This is a genomic window from Cohnella endophytica, from assembly GCF_003628305.1.
Taxonomy (GTDB): domain Bacteria; phylum Bacillota; class Bacilli; order Paenibacillales; family Paenibacillaceae; genus Cohnella; species Cohnella endophytica.
In genome coordinates this window covers 271,444-288,009 of sequence record NZ_RBZM01000006.1, presented here as the reverse complement: position 1 = coordinate 288,009, position 16,566 = coordinate 271,444, and the positions used below count along the sequence as shown (strand labels likewise).

The following is a 16,566-nucleotide window of genomic DNA, read 5'->3' as shown; positions in this document are numbered from 1 at the left end:
GCTTGAAGCGATCGGTAGAAACCTTCAGATCCGACCAATTTTTCCACGAACGTTTCCCTCTCTACGTTAATCGGGCCACGGAGAATTTCGACCTCCCTATGCACAATCACGACTTTATCGAATTCTCCTACGTTGCCGAAGGAAGCGGCTTTCACCATATCGGCGGAGAAGTGAGAGAAGCCGTCAAAGGCCAGCTGTTCTTCATTCCGATCGGAACGCCTCACGTCTTCCGCCCCGCGTCCACGAACGCGGTAAAGCATACGCTTATCGTTTTCAATTGCGTTTTCTCTCCCGTGTTACTCGGGAAACTCGCCGGCTTCTCGTCCGATCCGGACATTCAATCCGACATCCGCCGAATCCTGGACGGGAAAGAAACGCATTACGCGCTGCGGGATCCGGACGATGCAATCGGCAAGCTCTTCCTCCTGCTGCATCGGGAATACGCCTTGCCGCGGCAAGGAACGACCGACTACCTTATCTCGCTGCTCCTTCAATTGTTCGTCGCCGTTCATCGCCTGAAATCGCAAACGCCATCTCCGGCTACGCGCAAGTTCGACCGATTCGAGCATTTGCTCGCCTATATGGAAAGCCGCCTGTCCGAACCGTTAACGCTGTCGCACCTCGCCGAAATCAGTCTCTGGAGCGAAAGGCACCTGCAGCGGTTATTCCTTCGGCACGCCTCCCAGCCTTTCCATCGCTACTTGCAGTCGTTGCGGGTCGAGCGGAGCCGCGAGCTGCTTCGGAGTACCTCGCTGGCGATCGGTTCGATAGCCGAAGCCGTCGGCTACAAAGATATCGCTTCCTTCATTTCGGTCTTCAAGCGCAATGCCGGACAAACGCCAAGCGCCTACCGCAAAGCGGCAGGCGCTGCTCTTGAAGCTATGGATGTCGATACTAGCCCTTGATCCAGACTAACTTTTTATTCCAGTCATTGTAATTCCCTCTACAAAATACTTTTGACCAATCAGGTAGAAAATGACGCCCGGGGCAAAGGACATGCAAGTGGCTGCCATCGTCAGCGACCAGTCTGACTTAAATTGACCTCTGAAATTGGTAAGCCCCAACGCAATGGTGTATTTGTCGCTCGAATTAATGTAAATCATCTGTTGGAGCAAATCGTTCCACAAGCCGATGAAGATAAACAACGCGACGACGATCATGGCGGGCTTGATCGCCGGCATGATAATGCTGAACAAGATGCGGAAGTACCCGGCGCCGTCGATCGTTGCCGCTTGGTCGAGTTCTCTCGGTATGGAGAGGATAAACTGTCGGATCAAAAAGATATTAAAAGCGCCGCCGCCGCAAAAATAAGGCAGAATCAATGGCAGATAGCTGTCATGAAGTCCCAAGCCCCTTGTCCATCCGATGTACAGCGGAATGAGCGTAACCATGGCAGGCAAGAGCATAGAACCGATGCAAAGAGTCCAGATAAACTGTTTGCCCCGAAACCGCAGCCTTGCGAAGGCATATCCGCACAAGGTGGCCGTATACGTTCCCGCCAAACAGGACGGAACGATAATCACCATCGTATTAAATAAATATTTCCAAAAACGAAATGTTTCTAGCGTTTTTTCATAGTTGGAAAACAGCCAATTGGGCGGTATAAGGGATGGCGGATATTTGTAAATCTCGGGAGTCGTCATCAGAGACGTACGGAATATCCACCAAATCGGAAAGAGCACGAGAATGGCAAAGAAAACGATGACGACAAGCGTTACGATATTCATCATGAGATTGTTGCGTTTCTTGCTCTTTAGTCTACCGTATACGACTTCGCTCATTTGTCGTCGCCCCCTTCAGAAAAGATCCACCGACCTGACGTTTTGAACAGAACGGCAGTAAAGGCGGCAAGAATGGCGAAAATAATAAAGGTCGTCGCACAGGCATAGCCCAACTTGTAATTAACAAAAGCCTGATCGTACATCAGATAAGTCAAGAATCGGGAAGAATTTCCTGGACCGCCATTCGTCAAAGCAAGGGCGGGCGTAATGATTTGGAGATTAGCAATGAGGCTCAACAACAAGTTGTAAAAGATAATGGGCGTCATGCAAGGCAAGGTAATATGCTTGAAGCGTTTCCATCCGCTTGCGCCGTCCATTTCGGCCGCCTCATGATAGACGCTCGGAACGTTCTGCAGTCCGGCCAAAAAAATAACGATCAAGTTCCCCGCCAGCCAAACCGAAATCAAGGAAAGGGACGGGACTACATAGCTGGAATCCGCGATGAAGAGAATTTTTTTTAATCCGATTTCGGAGAGCAGAAAGTTGAAAAACCCGAAATTCGCCTCGTAAAGCCAGGACCAACCAACGTATATGGCGACAGCCGGCAAAACAAACGGCACATAAAATACGGCTCTAAAAAAACCTCGTGCCGGAATTTTCCGATTCAACAGAATCGCGATAAAAAGCGAATAAATCATGCTTCCGGCGACGGATAAAATAGCGAAGTAGATCGTCGCGATAATCGAATCTTTAAGATAAGGATCTGATTTAAATAGATTGACGTAATTATCGAAGCCGACGAATCCGGGTTTAGTTAACCCTGTCCAATTCGTCATACTGATTCCCAGCACCCCCACAAGAGGCGCATAAGTCAGGAAGAACAGTCCGAGAAAAGCCGGAATCAAGCATAGATAAGCAACTCGTGCCTCGCTAGAATAAAAACGGGAACGGCGTCTCGTCGTTTTGTTGATGATTTCCATATCTCGCTCCCCACCCCATGTTTGAAGGATGACCGCCACTTGCGTGAACTTGGCGGTCATCCTTCATATTCTTTATTTTGTGCCTTTATTGGCCGCTTTCAAAGCATCGAGATTTGCAGAAATCGCTTCCTTGGCGGTCTTCTTACCGGTCCACACATCTCCCAGAGTCGATCCTAGCAAGGCGTTGAAGTCCGTCGTATGATTCGTAAAGAACCAGGAAGCCGGTCTAGCAGCGGATTGCGCATAATCGACTACCGCAGACTTGTATTGGTCATACGGAGGGAAGTTCGGATTGTCGACCCATTTGTGGGTGAACGTTTCATCCTTATACCACTTATCCAGCACTGGCATCCAGATGCCCGAAGAGATGAGTCCCCAGTTGTTTTCTTCTTGACCGTACCACTTGAGCCATTCCATTGCTTCATTCGGATGCTTGGTTTGCGAGAATACAACGTTGGCGCCGCCTGTGTTGACGGTAACCTTTTCCTTCATGTAAGGCAATACGGCTACGCCATAATGATTACCTGCATCCTTCCACGCATTCAGGCTGGTTCCCACGTTCCATGCGCCGTTCGTAGCCATGGCGACCGTACCTGAAATGATGGTGCGCTGAATGCCGTCATCGGTCTGTCCAACCGACAACGGGGCAACATGATCCTTCAAGTACAGATCCGCGACTTTCTGAATCGCTTCGACGCTGGCGTCTTCTCCGATTCTGACCTCTGTCCCGTCAGTGTTATAGAAACCGCCGCCATTGGAAAGCGTCCAGGGTTCCAGCTGCCACGTAAAATTTTCTACAGATGCGCCGTACTGAACGATGCTCTGCGGATTAAAGCCAGCCTCGTCAGGATGTTTGCCCTTCTTGTCAATCGTCAGCTTCTTAGCAGTTGCTACGAATTCATCCCATGTCCATGCTTTATCCAGCACGGAAGGAGGATACGGCACATTCGCTTTGTCGAACATATCTTTGTTGTAATACATGAGGAGGATTTCATTGGCAGCGGCATAGGCTACGGGCTTGCCTTGATAGGTGTAAGCCAAGCTATCCAGCGGCTTGCTGTCGCTTCCTTCGTACATGGAGCTTACATCGTTCAGCATGCCTTCGGAGGCCCACTGAATGACGCCATCCTCCCGCATAATCCCCGCATCCGGCAATTGGCCCGCAGTTGCCATCGTATTCAACTTGGTCATGTAGTTTTCGTTCGGAATCGTAAGAATTTTGACTTGGATTTTGTCTTGGGAGGAATTAAACTTGTCCGCCGTTGTTTGGACTACTTTCCCCTCTTCCGCGGTTCCCCAAACCGAGTAGATAATTTCGACTTTCTCCGCCGGTTTGTCTGGCGATTTCTCCGGTGAACTCTCAGGAGAATTCTCTGGCGATTTCGAAGCTTCTACCGAAGGCGATGCGTTTGTATTGTTGTTATTCTTGGAGCTGCATCCCACTATCAAGGCCAAAATCAAGATCATAGCGATACTTAACATGAATCCCTTTTTCATTGTCTTCACATTAACCCCTCCATCATATATAATTCGTCGTCATTCCTTAATTCCTCCCGCGTCCGCGGGGAATATTTCATCTGTCTATGAGACGGTTATACTGAGGAACGCTAGCTCCATGCCCTTCCCTCCCTGACCAGAGTCAGCAATCATCTATTCTTGCACCTCAAAAGGGTAAAGCCGTATTTTCCCTAACCCATACTCTCATCTCGCCGATTCCCCGGTTAGCCCAGGCGAAGTAAGGAATGAAAGTGGCCGTCGTCGCTTCCAAGCGATCCTCGGCATTCGCGCGATAGAGCTGGTCCGCCCAACCTTCTTCTTGAATCCGGTAAGCGGGAAGCTCGATGGTAAGCATTCCGCCCATTAAATCAGGATCGAAGCGAACCCGATCGCCTCCGCCCGGGTGAAGGAGCAGCTTGTGCAGGCCCTTGCCGTTATCGGCTTCCTCCAGGCAGTACACCATCGGTCCTCGCTGGATGGCGACCATGCCGACCGTCTCGCGAATGTCCGGATTGCCTTTCATCGGATTTACGTTCATCGGCAGAATGAGATGAACGATATCTCCGGAGCTCCATTCCCTCTCGAGATGAAGATAACCGTTAAGGATGCGCTTCGCCGCTTCCGGAACCGGCTGCCCGTTCACCCTGACGTCCGACGCTGTGCACCAACCCGGGATTCGAAGCGCCAAGGCGAAGCTCTTCGGTCGGTCCATCGTCAGCTCGAATCGAACGTTCCCTTCCCAAGGCAGCTCGGAATGTTGAACGAATTGAACGGCGCTGCCGTCCAGATCTACCGTGATTTGGCTTCCGATATATAAGTGCGCGTAGAGGGTCTGCCCTTGAACCGAATAGATATAGCTGCCCAACGAGGCGAGTAGCCTGGCGATGTTAGGCGGGCAACACGCGCAGCCGAACCATCGCTGTCGCTCCATCTTGACGTGATCGAAGCTTTGATTCTTGCCGCTTGCTTCGGGCCATACTTCCAGCGGATTGACGTAGAAGAAATGCTGTCCGTCGCGGGACATCCCCCCGATCACGGTGTTGTAGAGAGCACGCTCCAAGACGTCCGCGTATTCGCTTCTCGGCTCGATCTGAAGCATGCGCTGGGCGAAAAAGATGAGACCGATCGATGCGCAAGTTTCCGCGTAAGCCGTATCGCTCGGCAGATCGTAATCGAGCGTGAACGACTCTCCGTATGCCATCGACCCGATCGCTCCGGTAATGTACATCCGCTTGTTCACGATGTTCTTCCAGAGCGACAAGCAAGCCTGGAGCAGCTCTTCGTCGCCGGTCGCGGCAGCCACGTCGGCCATTCCCGCGCACATGTAGACAACCCTTACCGCATGGCCTTCGGCCGTCTCTTGCAAACGGATCGGGAGATGCGCTTGGCTGTAAGATTTGTCCTTGGCCATCCTCAACGACTTGAAATGCGTATCCCCGTTGCGGCGATCGTACTCCAGGTCGTAGAAGTGCGGAGTCTGTCCTCTCTGGTCCAAGAAAAATTTCGCTAGTTTCATATATTGGTCGTTCGAAGTGGCTCTGTAGAGCTTCATCAGCGCCAGCTCGATCTCTTGATGCCCGTCGTAGCCTTTGATCTTGCCTTCCTCCGGGCCGAACGCCGCATCGATGCAGTCGGCGAGCTTGCACGCGACTTCCAGAATCTTTCCTTTCCCCGTTGCCTTCTCGTAGGCGACCGCCGCTTCGATCAGGTGACCCGCGCAGTAGAGCTCATGACACTCGGCGAGATTCGTCCATCTGCCCGACGGCTCTTTGAGCGTGAAATAAGTATTCAAGTATCCGTCCGCATGCTGCGCCTTAGCGATCAGATCGACGACTTCGTCCGCTATCTTTTCCAATTCGGGATCAGCCTTTCGCTCCAATAGATAACCGACGGCTTCAAGCCACTTCGCCACGTCGCTATCCTGGAACACCATCCCGTAGAAGTCTCCCTGCTCCAATCCGGCCGCGATTCTGAAATTCCGGATGGCATGACTCGGCTCGGTGCCTTCGATTCGGTCATTAAGCGCTTCCCATTGGTATGGCACGACAACATCGCGAACCAATGAAATATAAGGGGACCAGAAGTCATCCTGGATCGTCACGTTCTTCAATTGAACGGGTGTTGATATGGATAAATTACTCATCAAGTATGCCCCTTTATTTTATAAATCCCACCTTAGATGAAAGCGCTACATTAATCATATTACATGTGATATCATGGTATTTATATATTGATTTACAACCACTTTTTTAGAAATTACAACCAACAGGAGGCATCCTGAATGAGCTCTCCCATCCTGCATTTCATCTCTCCGCCCATCCCCTATTTCATCGATTGCGGCCGCGCGTATTATGGCGAAGGAGAGCGGCATATTACCCGGAATAACATCGGAGTGTTCGATCTCGTCGTGGTTACGAAGGGTACGCTGCATCTCGGCGAAGGGTCAAGCGAGTGGACGATCGGAACCGGGGAGTCGTTCATTCTAAGGCCGGACGCCAGCCATTACGGCACCGAGCCCTGCAAGACGGATACGGAGATCATCTGGATTCACTTCAATACGTTCGGAGCTTGGGACGAATGCAGCAGCATGGGGAAGTGCTTGGATAATCAATCCGCCCTCATCGCCGCCCACAAGCAGAACGCTTATTTGAACCATAGCGAAGTGTGTTCGGTCTTCCTTCCCAAGCATGCGAAGTTAACCGCCAAGGCGATGGATATTCTGGGGCAGTTTTTCCAATTGGAAGACGAAGCGAGATCGCTGCGCAACTGGAAGAGGCAGAGCTCGTTCCAATTGTTCATCCAGCATCTGGACCGCGAATTGGCCCAGACGTCCGACGGTACCGCGTTCCAACTGGCGGAGAAGGTCGAGCTCTACATCCGGCAGAATTATACGGGCAAGCTAACGAATTCGACGCTCCGGAGCGAATTGAACTATCACCCGAATTACATGGCCAAGTGCATGCTCAAGGTATACGGGATGACGCCCATGGACTATTTGGTCCACTATCGCATCGAACAAGCCAAGAAGCTGCTCTTGCAGACCGAATGGTCGGTCGGCCGCATCGCCGAAGAGGTAGGGTTCCAGCATGGCTCCTACTTTACGTTCTGCTTTTCCGCCAAGGAGGGCATCACTCCCTTGGCTTTCCGCAGGAAGAGCATGGGCCACGCGTAAAGACGTTCGGCCCATGCAAAAAAACCGCTTCGCTAGTTTCTAGCAAAGCGGTTTCGATATTGGAGTAAAACCGACTATAGACCGATCGCCTTTTCTATCGCTTCCAGCACCCGGTTCGTCTGGAACGGCTTGATAATAAAATCTTTGGCGCCGCTCTGAATCGCTTCGATGATCAAGTTTCTTTGACCGATCGCGGAACACATGACGATGTTCGCGTTCGGGTCCAGTTTGCGAATTTCTTTGACCGCTTCCACGCCTTCCATGATCGGCATCGTGATATCCATCGTCACGAGGTCCGGACGCATTGCCTTGTATTTATCGACGGCGTCTTGTCCGTTCACGGCTTCCGTGACGACTTCATGTCCGCCTTTTATCAAGATATCCTTTAACATTGCGCGCAAGAACGCGGCATCGTCGACTACCATGATTCTCGCCATCGGCATTACCTCCAAGCGGGGAACACCCTTATCTTAGACTTCCGACTAAACCGGAGTGCCCTGCTTCGATCATAAACGACGATACTCAACAAATTCTGAACAATTTTCCGTTTTCAGTATGCGATCAAGAATACTTGCGCCCGTTCCACTCGTCGAACCAAGCCGCAACGCTCCGAGTGGGACGCATTCCGAAATCTTCTTCGAGCATTCTCGTAAGCTTAGCGTATTGATGCCGAACCTCGGAAGTATGGCCCAGCTTATCGTATAGTCTCATCAAACCGAAATAACCTTCTTCGATTTCCGGAAAACGGGCTTGTATCCGCTGATAGAGAGGAATGGCAACGCTGATCTGGGATACTTCCATCCAACTGGCGAAATGCAGGGCGTGTTCAAGCCATAAAGCCCGCAACCGTTCCCGCTCGTTTTCCGCCCACAGAAAACCTTCCATCTCCAAGTAATCTCCCCGATATTCGTCGAGAAGCAGTCGCTGCTGGCGTTCGGCATCTTCTTGGTCTACCGCTTCCGATATCGCTTGCTCCCATAGTCTGGCGTCCACCTTGGCGCCTTGCGGAAGGACAAGCTTATAGCGCCCTTCCTTGTAATCGATGCGTAGCGGAAGATCGGCGTTCTTCATCGTCTGACGGACATGATACAAGGTCGTGTGCAAGAGGGTCGCCGCTTTCTCGATCTCTCCGTCCGGCCAGATCCTGTCGAGCAGTTCGTCTTTGTTCGGAGCCCTGTCGCCGGCATGGAGCAAGTAGGCGAACAGTTCTTTCGCTTTCGTCGTTCTCCAAGTAATCTCGAGCTGTTTGCCGTGCCCATCCATGAATCCCAGACGGTGCAACAGGCACAATGTCCCGGGGTATTTATCGTCTTTCTTGTCGCTTCTAGCAAACTTCATAGTTTGAATCCGCTTAATCGTAACATCGAGTCTTGCCAGTTGGACCGGTTTCAACAAGTAGTCCGCGGCCGCCAGTTCAAAGGCTTCGATCGCGTATTGCTCGTAAGCGGTCACGAAAACGATATGAATGTCCGCTTCCGCGGATTGCAATCGGGCAGCCAACTCCAGCCCGTTGAGCTCGGGCATTTCGATATCGACGAAAGCGACGTCCACCTTATGGAGCCCCCCTTGCTTCAACGCTTCCCTGGGATCTTGGAAAGCTCCGACCACATCCACGCCGTTGCGTTCCAACAGGCGCGCCAAGCTTTCCAACGCCGGCCTCTCGTCATCGATTACGATAGCTCTCATACCGTTCCCTCCTTAACGATCGGAATCCGGAAGCTGACTTCCGTTCCAATCCCTTGTTCGCTTAAAATCGTCAGCCCGGTGCCGTACGCCCCTATCAATCGGCGATGTACGTTCATCAGCCCGATACCCGCTCGCGAATTTCCCGACAATGCCGCCTCGGCTTTGCCCGGGGGGAATCCAACGCCGTCATCCCGGACGCGAATGCGGTAACCGTCGGCTTCTTTATCCACTCCGATGAACAGCTGTCCCCCATCGAATCGTTGTAATATTCCATGCCTCAGGGCGTTCTCCACGATCGGCTGAATGGATAGAGGCGGGAGCTTGAATTCCCGGTAGTCGGGCAACTCTATCGACACCCGTATCCGATTGCCGAATCTCGCTTGCTCGATCTGCAGATAGGATTGCACGAGCGTCCATTCCTTCGAGAACGGAACGAGCTTATCCAGGTTTCTTAGATCGAAGCTACCGCGAAGGTAACTCGCGAAATCGTTCAATAGCTCCCTCGTCCTATCCGGATCCGTCTCGCTCAGGCTCGCGATCGTATTGAGCGTATTAAACAGAAAATGCGGTTTGATCTGCGCTTGGAAAAGCGCCATCTCCATATGCAACCGATCGCGTATCGACTGCTTCATCCGCAACAGCGTCCTTGCCCGAGCTCGAAATTCGGAAGCGTCGATCGGCTCGGTGACGTAGTCGTTCGCTCCGGCGTTGAAGCCTACGAGCAGGTCGGCGGGCTGATTGCGGGACGTCAAGAAAATCACGGGCAAATCATAGAAGGAATGCTTCGAGCGGATATGGCGGCATAAATCGTATCCGGACATGCTCGGAAGCATGATATCCAACACGACGAGTTCCCAATCGCTTCCGCTCTCCCATGCCTTCAATCCTCGCAAGCCGTCGGTTTCGGCCGTAACGCTTAGACCCTCTTGCTCCAGGATGTTCGCCATGATTCGCAGGGAAACCGGATCTTCGTCGACGATTAACGCTCTCGGCGCATCCGGAGAGCCCGATCTCCACACGGGCGCCTCGGTCTGCGACAGCGATAGCGACGCCGCCGTCTCGGCGATGCCTGAATCGAGACCCCCCGTTAGGATCTGCGGGCTTTCATCCGCGGACAAAGGCAGAGTGAAGCTTAAGCCGATACGCCGGGAGAAAGACGCCTCGTTGACGAGCAACTCTCCACCGTGCATCTCGATCAGCTTGCGGCTGATTTCGAGGCTGAGCTCCGATTCCGATCCGGCTTCTACCGCGGTATCGTCTCCGCAAAAAGCAACGATCGCGATCCTAGCCCTCTCCCCGTCGCCCGCGGGTTCTGCTTGAACCGCTATGACGCCATCCGCGCCGGACTTCACCGCGTAATGCAGCAGTTGGAACAAAATTTGCATCAATCGCTGTTCGTCCGCCAGCACGGGAGGGACGCCCGGCTCCGTACGGTTCTCGAAGTTCACCTTGCCGCTGTCCGTCATGTATCGCATGACTTCCAATACCCCGTTAATCGTTATTCGGGTATCGACCGCCCGGGGCTGCAGTACGACGACTCCTTCATTCAGCTTGGACAGATCGAGAATATCGTTCAACAGGTAAGCTAATCTTCTGCCGGTCGCCACCATAAGTCCCAGACGTTCTTGTTGTCTCGGCTCCCATTGCGCGCCGTCGTCGATCATAAGCTGCGCCAGATTAATCATGCCGTGCAACGGCATTCGTATTTCATGCGAGGTATTGGCGAGAAATTCGTTCTTCAGCCGGTCCGCGAGCAGCAGACGCTTGGACAGGATCTCTACCTGTTCCATATTCGAGAAAAATCTCTTCGCGATAAATAGTGCCATCGCGAAGATGAATACAATCCGCTCGAATGGCGGGATGGCCGCATTAGGAGCATAACCTAAGTAATGCCAACCTTGAACAAGTCCTTCCATCAGGATGCAAACGGCGGCGATCAAGGAATACGTCGTGCCGCTCTCGTTCCTGAGGCTCCCGAAAAATAAAACGTAAAAAGAATATACGAAAATGACGAGTTCCGCGCCCATGAACGGTATTTCCAACTTAGAGAAGAAAGTCACGTCGCTTGTAATCGCTATGCAAGCCGTAATGGCGCTTATTGCCGAGATTAAACGGGAAACCCAACGTCTATCGTAATCCGGAAACATCGAACGGGCGACTAGGAACAGCGAGAAAAATACCCCGAACGAAGAAAACAATTGCAGCCTTGTCTGCCAAACGTAACCGATGGAAGGACACAACCAGAACAGCAGTCTTTCGCCGTGCGTCGACCAAAAAACCAAAGACATCCAGAAAAACAAACTAAAGTACAGAAGCTCCTTGTTCCTCCTGCGGAATAGAAATAGAAAGAGAAAGTATATTCCGCTGATCAGATAGAAGCCCATCATCAGATTATTTCCGAGGAGCCGAAGCTGAGTGCTCCTTTCGATCGCTTCCGACGAACCGAAACGGATATCCTCGAAGATGCCGCCGTAATGGCCATAACCGAAATTCGCAACCGCGACAACCAATTCCACCCCGTTGCCTTCCGGAGTAAACTTCACCGTATAAGGCATAACCCGCGGTTTGGCGGAATCGCGATCCGTTCCCGGCTCTCCTTTCTGCCCTGCCAACTTGCCGTCTACGAAAAGCTTATGCGACGTTCGGATGGTCTGCAGCCTTAAGGCATATTCTCGCTTTATTTCCGGCGGCAATAAAATCTTAAGCTTATATGTACCATACCCGTATGCCGTCGTCGTCCCGTCGGGCGCGACTGCCCGGTCCCAGCTTCCGGGCACTTTCAAATACTCGGCCTCTTCGTCTTCCCGCAGCGCTTCCCCGGGTTTCGGTTCGATCAGCTTTCCCGGGATAAAAGTCCATTCTCCCCGGAGGCTGACGACATCTCCATTGTCCGGATTCCAGCGGGATAAGTCCATGACTCCCGCTTGAGCCTGCGGTTTGGGCGATTCGTCTACGTATATCCAGATCAACCGCGCCCCGAGCAGCGCAACGAAAACGATCGCGATCGTCCATAACTTAGCCTTCATATTGTCACCTGTCGACGTTATCCTCATGATTCGAGTTATTTCTACCAATTCTACATCGAAGAGACCTGTTCCTGTCAACGCGAATAACCCGGAATCCGTTCCGGGTTATTGTTCCGCGATCCTTAGGCTCGTTGCTAACGACTAGCTCCCCCGCCCCCGGATGAGCCGCCTCCACCCCGCCCTCCCGTTCGTCCGCCTCCAGAGCCCCCTCTTCTTCCAATGAGATTAAGGACGAAGAAGGTAATCGCCCCGCCGGTAAACTTGAAGTCGAGGAAGATCAAGAAGACGATTCCCACTCCCAGAATCAGCTTCGCGTAACCTGGCATCGCAGCAAACCAACTTCCGCCTGTCCCATCCTCTAACGGAGGAAGTCCCCGGTCCGTAACTCCCGAAGCGTCAATCCCGTATTCCGCCGCCACCTCGCTTACGATTGCGCTCTGCGTTTGCGAGAAAGCCAAGTCCAACTGACCCGAATCCCTATTGGGAACGAAGTACGTATCGAGGATCGCTCCCGCTTTACCATCCGTGATTCGCCCTTCGAGCCCATAACCGACTTCGATTCTCACATGGCGTCCCGCATCCTCATAAAGGAGCAGCACACCGTCGTTTTTCTTCCGATCTCCTAGTCCCAGCTTGCGGAATCTCGAGACGGCGTAATCCTCCAGCGTCCGACCTTCCAAGTCTTTCACCGCCACGACGCCGACTTGCGCCGTCCCGGTCTGCTCGTGCAGCCAAATCGCGCGATTGTAGAGTTCCTGTCTCGTCTGCGCGGACAAAACCCCCGCTTCGTCCTGCACGTATACGCCGTAATCGACGTTCGCCCGCACGGTCGCGGCATTCGGGGAGAACGCTAACCAGACGATCCCGATCCAAGCGACGGCGAACACCTTCACGGCGCGATGAAGGCGAGCCATCTTAGAAATTCACTTCGGGTACGGTTTCCGCGCCCGGCGCCGCTTTGAACATGTCCTTCTTCTCGAAGCCGAACATCGAAGCAAACAAAGCCGCGGGGAATTTCCTGATCTTCGTATTGTACTCCGTCACGGAATTGTTATAGTCCTGCCTGGCGACTGCAATGCGGTTCTCCGTGCCGGACAGCTCGTCCATCAATTTGGTAAACTGGGCATCCGCCTTCAAGGTAGGATAATTTTCTACGACGACGAGCAATCTCGACAAGGCGCCTTCCAGCTCGGCATTCGCTTCCGACTTCTCCGCGGTCGTACCCGCGCCGCTTAGCTTAGTGCGCGCGTCGGCGATCGCTTGGAACACTTCCTTCTCGTGCGCGGCATATCCTTTCACCGTGCTCACCAGATTCGGGATCACATCTTCCCTCCGCTGCAGCTGCGTATCGATCTGCGCCGACTTGTTGTCCACTGCGTTTTCCTTCGAAACTAGACCGTTGTAAGAACTAACCGCTGACATGATCAAGATAATCACGAGCGCCCCGACCACAAGCCATACTACCGTCGAACGTTTCATGCTTGTCCCTCCTGACTCATAATCGCTATCTTTACCAACTAACCATTTTGCCCATTAAATAAACGAATATTGCTTTCGAGCGTCCGCGATTCCGTTTGCCTCAATAACTTACCGCCGCTTCCAGCAACGTTACCGTTCCTTCGTACGCGTTCATGTTCGCGTAAGCTCCAATCGGGATAGCCATTTTATATACGCCATGTCCGGAGGAAAGGCCGATAATGAGAGGTTTGCCTAGCGGCACGATGTATTCGTCGATCATTTTCTCGTACGAGACGCCGTAGGCATCCTGGCATTCCGTGCATTCGCCCATAAGAATGCCGTTGCAATCTTCGAGCTTACCCGCCAGCTTTAACTGCTCCACATAACGGTACACGGTGTTAACCGGTTCATGGACCTCCTCTAAAAAAAGAATTTTGCCGCGAGTATCGATTTCGAATGCAGTGCCTAGAGAACCGACCAGCGAAGTTAAGTTTCCGCCGACGATCGGTCCGCTCGCAATGCCCGCCACTTTGCCGGTTAATGGCTTTCCCGGAGGATTGTCCAGCTTTCGAGGCAACACGATCGACGAAGTCGCGGTAAAAAACTGCTCGAAGTTATAGGCGGGAGTCGATGGTTTGAAGTCGATCAAAAGCAAGCTATGGAGGGTCACGATTCCGGAAAACTGCGCCAGTGCGTTTAACAGTACCGTTATGTCGCTATATCCGCTTACGATTTTCGGTTGTCGCCGAATATAATCGTAGTCGAGATAGGGCAAAATACCTTCCACGCCGACTCCTCCTCGGGATGGCAGAATGAGCCTTACCCTATCGTCGCGGAACATGTTCATCAGATCCTCCGCCCGCTCCGCGTCCGTTCCGGCAAGAAAACCGTTCTCCGCGTATACGTATTTCCCGATGACGACCTTTAATCCCATCGACTGCAAATAGGCGATCCGCGTATCGATCGTTTCGCGCGCAAGAGGGCTGCCTAACGTTACGATTCCGACCGTATCCCCTTGCGCCAACGCTAATGGTTTGATCGCCACCCGGATCCCTCCCGATTATGCCCGCTATTTTATCCTTATGTGGGAGGGCGGGGCATTAGCAGTCTTTATAGAGAAATCTCATTGATTCATCGAGCTAATATTTACATATCTGATTGCGTTTGTTATAGTAACTTACAATAAGTAACTAAATTTCATTGGAGGTATGATCGGATGACTATTCCATCCATACACGCGGATACCGTACTCGGTTCATTTAAAATAAAAGTAAGCAACTTGGCACGATCGATCGAATTTTATCGGGAAGTCGTCGGTTTCCAAGTATTAAGCCAAGACCAAAGCTCCGCTCGGCTAACCGTCGACGGAATTCATGCATTCGCTATTCTCGAAGAAATTCCGAGCGCGCTGATTACGCCGAGAAGAACGTCTTCCGGGTTGTACCACTTCGCGATCCTCGTACCGACGAGAGAACATCTCGGTTTATCTTTGCGTAGGCTGGCCGAATCCGGCATCCCCGTCGGCCAAGGGGATCACTCGGTTAGCGAGGCGCTCTACATTTCCGATCCGGACAATAACGGCATCGAAATTTACCGTGACCGGCCTCGGTCCGAATGGAAACATGATGCGCAAGGCAATATCCTAATGGGTACGGATCCCGTCGATATCGAGGGACTGCTGGCGCTCGCGGGCAACAAGCCATGGACGGGACTGTCGCCGCAGACGATTCTCGGTCACATTCACTTGCACGTCGCCTCTCTAGCGGAATCCAAGGCGTTCTACTGCGACGTCCTCGGTTTCGACCTTGTGGTGGACGGCGCGAGCATGATGGGAGCCTATTTCGTTTCGGCGGGCGGCTATCACCATCATATCGGCATGAACATATGGGCGGGCGTCGGCGCGCCTCAGGCTCCCGCCAACGCGACCGGTTTGGCCTATTTCACGATCGTGCTTCCAAACGGCAGCGAGTTGGAGCGAATCGTTGCCCGGCTGGATGACGCCGGATTCCCGTATAGCCTTCAAGAAGGGCAATATTGCGTCAAAGATCCTTCCGGCATCGAAGTCAGATTGATTTCCGTCGGAGCGTAAACGCGGTTGTGTCGCAACAATTCCAAAAACCCCATTGCGACGAAAACGCAATGGGGTTTACTTTACTTTTTTTCTTCTACCGTTAGCTAGCCGAGCTAGACGATGTATCCGCTTCTATCGTCGGCTTATCTTCTCCGCGCCCCTTGCCTGCCCCGCCCGGATGGCGACCTTCGCCGAAACCTTTGCCGTTGACGATTTTCGCGGCTATGTCCGCTACGTTCTTCAATTGATTATCCGCTTGAGCTTGAGTCAGCTTGCCGTCTTTGACGGCTTGATTAATGCTGCTCGTAATCGCCGCCGCTTGCGCGTCAATGAGCTTCTGCGCTTCCACGCCTTTCTCTTTCGCGAGATCGGCCAGAGACTTGCCGGCCTTCAGTTGCGTTTTCACTTCATCGGCGCTGAGCCCGAGCAAGGTTCCGGCAGCCGTGAAATCGGTTGGCGCGCCGAACGAACCGCCGCGTCCCCACTTCTGATTATCGGTCGGTTTGGAGTCGATCATCTTGTCCAAATTGTCTGCGTACTCCTGCTTCCGCTCCTCTAGTTGCTTATTGTAGGCAGCGGTCATCGCGCTTTTCAATTGCTCCCGAGTTACTCCTTGCTGCTCGGCGATCTGAGCCAGCGTAGAGCCCGCTTTGATTTTCTCGTCCAAACCCGCTTGATCGAGCTTGAGCAGATCAAGCACTTCTTGGCCGACGAATTTGCCGCCGCGTTCGAAGTCCCCGCGTTTCTCGGTCGCTCCTCCGTTGAAGGACCATGCCGCTTCGCTCTTTTTCTCCGTAACCGTGGTCGAGGAGCTTCCCGAACTGTTCGCCGCATAAGCCGATAATGGGATCATAACCGCCAAAGCGGCCGTTATTCCTAGCGTTCTTACCGTGTTTTTCATATTGCTTTCCTCCTTGGATGACGAATTGGGCTTGCACACCAATTATTGTCCACT

The 16,566-nt window shown here is 52.6% G+C and carries 14 protein-coding genes; 3 read left to right on the top strand and 11 right to left on the bottom strand.

What is annotated here, in order from left to right; all coding sequences use genetic code 11:
• Positions 1 to 2: 2 nt before the first annotated feature.
• Positions 3 to 905, top strand: a complete 903-nt coding sequence (locus D7Z26_RS15090; protein WP_120977802.1) for an AraC family transcriptional regulator — start codon at positions 3 to 5, stop codon at positions 903 to 905.
• A gap of 6 nt (positions 906 to 911) precedes the next feature.
• On the opposite strand, the gene D7Z26_RS15085 is transcribed toward D7Z26_RS15090, so the two are convergent.
• The 4 genes from D7Z26_RS15085 to D7Z26_RS15070 all read right to left on the bottom strand — a co-directional run bounded on the left by D7Z26_RS15085 (position 912) and on the right by D7Z26_RS15070 (position 6,341).
• Positions 912 to 1,781 carry a carbohydrate ABC transporter permease gene (locus D7Z26_RS15085; protein ID WP_120977801.1) on the bottom strand — a complete coding sequence of 290 codons (870 nt, stop codon included), beginning with the start codon at positions 1,779 to 1,781 and terminating at the stop codon, positions 912 to 914.
• Positions 1,778 to 2,701, bottom strand: a complete 924-nt coding sequence (locus D7Z26_RS15080; protein WP_120977800.1) for a carbohydrate ABC transporter permease — start codon at positions 2,699 to 2,701, stop codon at positions 1,778 to 1,780. The genes D7Z26_RS15085 and D7Z26_RS15080 overlap by 4 nt, the downstream gene beginning before the upstream one ends.
• A 72-nt stretch (positions 2,702 to 2,773) precedes the next feature.
• The gene (locus D7Z26_RS15075; RefSeq protein WP_120977984.1) at positions 2,774 to 4,198 is read right to left on the bottom strand and encodes an ABC transporter substrate-binding protein; all 1,425 of its coding nucleotides are present in this window, start codon (positions 4,196 to 4,198) and stop codon (positions 2,774 to 2,776) included.
• A gap of 166 nt (positions 4,199 to 4,364) precedes the next feature.
• Entirely contained in the window at positions 4,365 to 6,341 is a 1,977-nt protein-coding gene (locus D7Z26_RS15070) for a glycoside hydrolase family 127 protein (protein ID WP_120977799.1), read from the bottom strand.
• A 138-nt stretch (positions 6,342 to 6,479) separates the two neighbouring features.
• Between D7Z26_RS15070 and D7Z26_RS15065 the strand changes: the two genes are divergently transcribed.
• Positions 6,480 to 7,370 (top strand): helix-turn-helix domain-containing protein, encoded by an 891-nt coding sequence (locus D7Z26_RS15065; RefSeq protein WP_120977798.1) that lies wholly within the window; start codon positions 6,480 to 6,482, stop codon positions 7,368 to 7,370.
• Between the two features lie 74 nt (positions 7,371 to 7,444).
• Here the strand turns inward: D7Z26_RS15065 and D7Z26_RS15060 are convergent, their stop codons facing one another.
• From D7Z26_RS15060 to D7Z26_RS15035, 6 genes are all read right to left on the bottom strand, one after another.
• Positions 7,445 to 7,807, bottom strand: coding sequence for a response regulator (locus tag D7Z26_RS15060; RefSeq protein WP_120977797.1), 363 nt, complete (start codon positions 7,805 to 7,807; stop codon positions 7,445 to 7,447).
• Between the two features lie 124 nt (positions 7,808 to 7,931).
• Complete coding sequence (locus D7Z26_RS15055; RefSeq protein WP_120977796.1) at positions 7,932 to 9,056, bottom strand: response regulator; 1,125 nt, start codon at positions 9,054 to 9,056, stop codon at positions 7,932 to 7,934.
• Positions 9,053 to 12,082 carry a histidine kinase gene (locus D7Z26_RS15050; protein ID WP_158602332.1) on the bottom strand — a complete coding sequence of 1,010 codons (3,030 nt, stop codon included), beginning with the start codon at positions 12,080 to 12,082 and terminating at the stop codon, positions 9,053 to 9,055. The genes D7Z26_RS15055 and D7Z26_RS15050 overlap by 4 nt, the downstream gene beginning before the upstream one ends.
• Before the next feature lie 134 nt (positions 12,083 to 12,216).
• On the bottom strand, positions 12,217 to 12,996 hold the full coding sequence (locus tag D7Z26_RS15045; protein WP_120977794.1) for a TPM domain-containing protein: 780 nt from the start codon (positions 12,994 to 12,996) through the stop codon (positions 12,217 to 12,219).
• A gap of 1 nt (position 12,997) precedes the next feature.
• Positions 12,998 to 13,561, bottom strand: coding sequence for a LemA family protein (locus tag D7Z26_RS15040; RefSeq protein WP_120977793.1), 564 nt, complete (start codon positions 13,559 to 13,561; stop codon positions 12,998 to 13,000).
• A gap of 100 nt (positions 13,562 to 13,661) precedes the next feature.
• Positions 13,662 to 14,585 (bottom strand): S66 peptidase family protein, encoded by a 924-nt coding sequence (locus D7Z26_RS15035; RefSeq protein ID WP_120977792.1) that lies wholly within the window; start codon positions 14,583 to 14,585, stop codon positions 13,662 to 13,664.
• A 171-nt stretch (positions 14,586 to 14,756) separates the two neighbouring features.
• On the opposite strand from D7Z26_RS15035, the gene D7Z26_RS15030 reads away from it, so the two are divergent.
• Positions 14,757 to 15,629, top strand: coding sequence for a VOC family protein (locus D7Z26_RS15030; RefSeq protein ID WP_120977791.1), 873 nt, complete (start codon positions 14,757 to 14,759; stop codon positions 15,627 to 15,629).
• Positions 15,630 to 15,711: 82 nt separating this feature from the next.
• On the opposite strand, the gene D7Z26_RS15025 is transcribed toward D7Z26_RS15030, so the two are convergent.
• Positions 15,712 to 16,512 carry a hypothetical protein gene (locus tag D7Z26_RS15025; protein ID WP_120977790.1) on the bottom strand — a complete coding sequence of 267 codons (801 nt, stop codon included), beginning with the start codon at positions 16,510 to 16,512 and terminating at the stop codon, positions 15,712 to 15,714.
• Between the last annotated feature and the right edge of the window lie 54 nt (positions 16,513 to 16,566).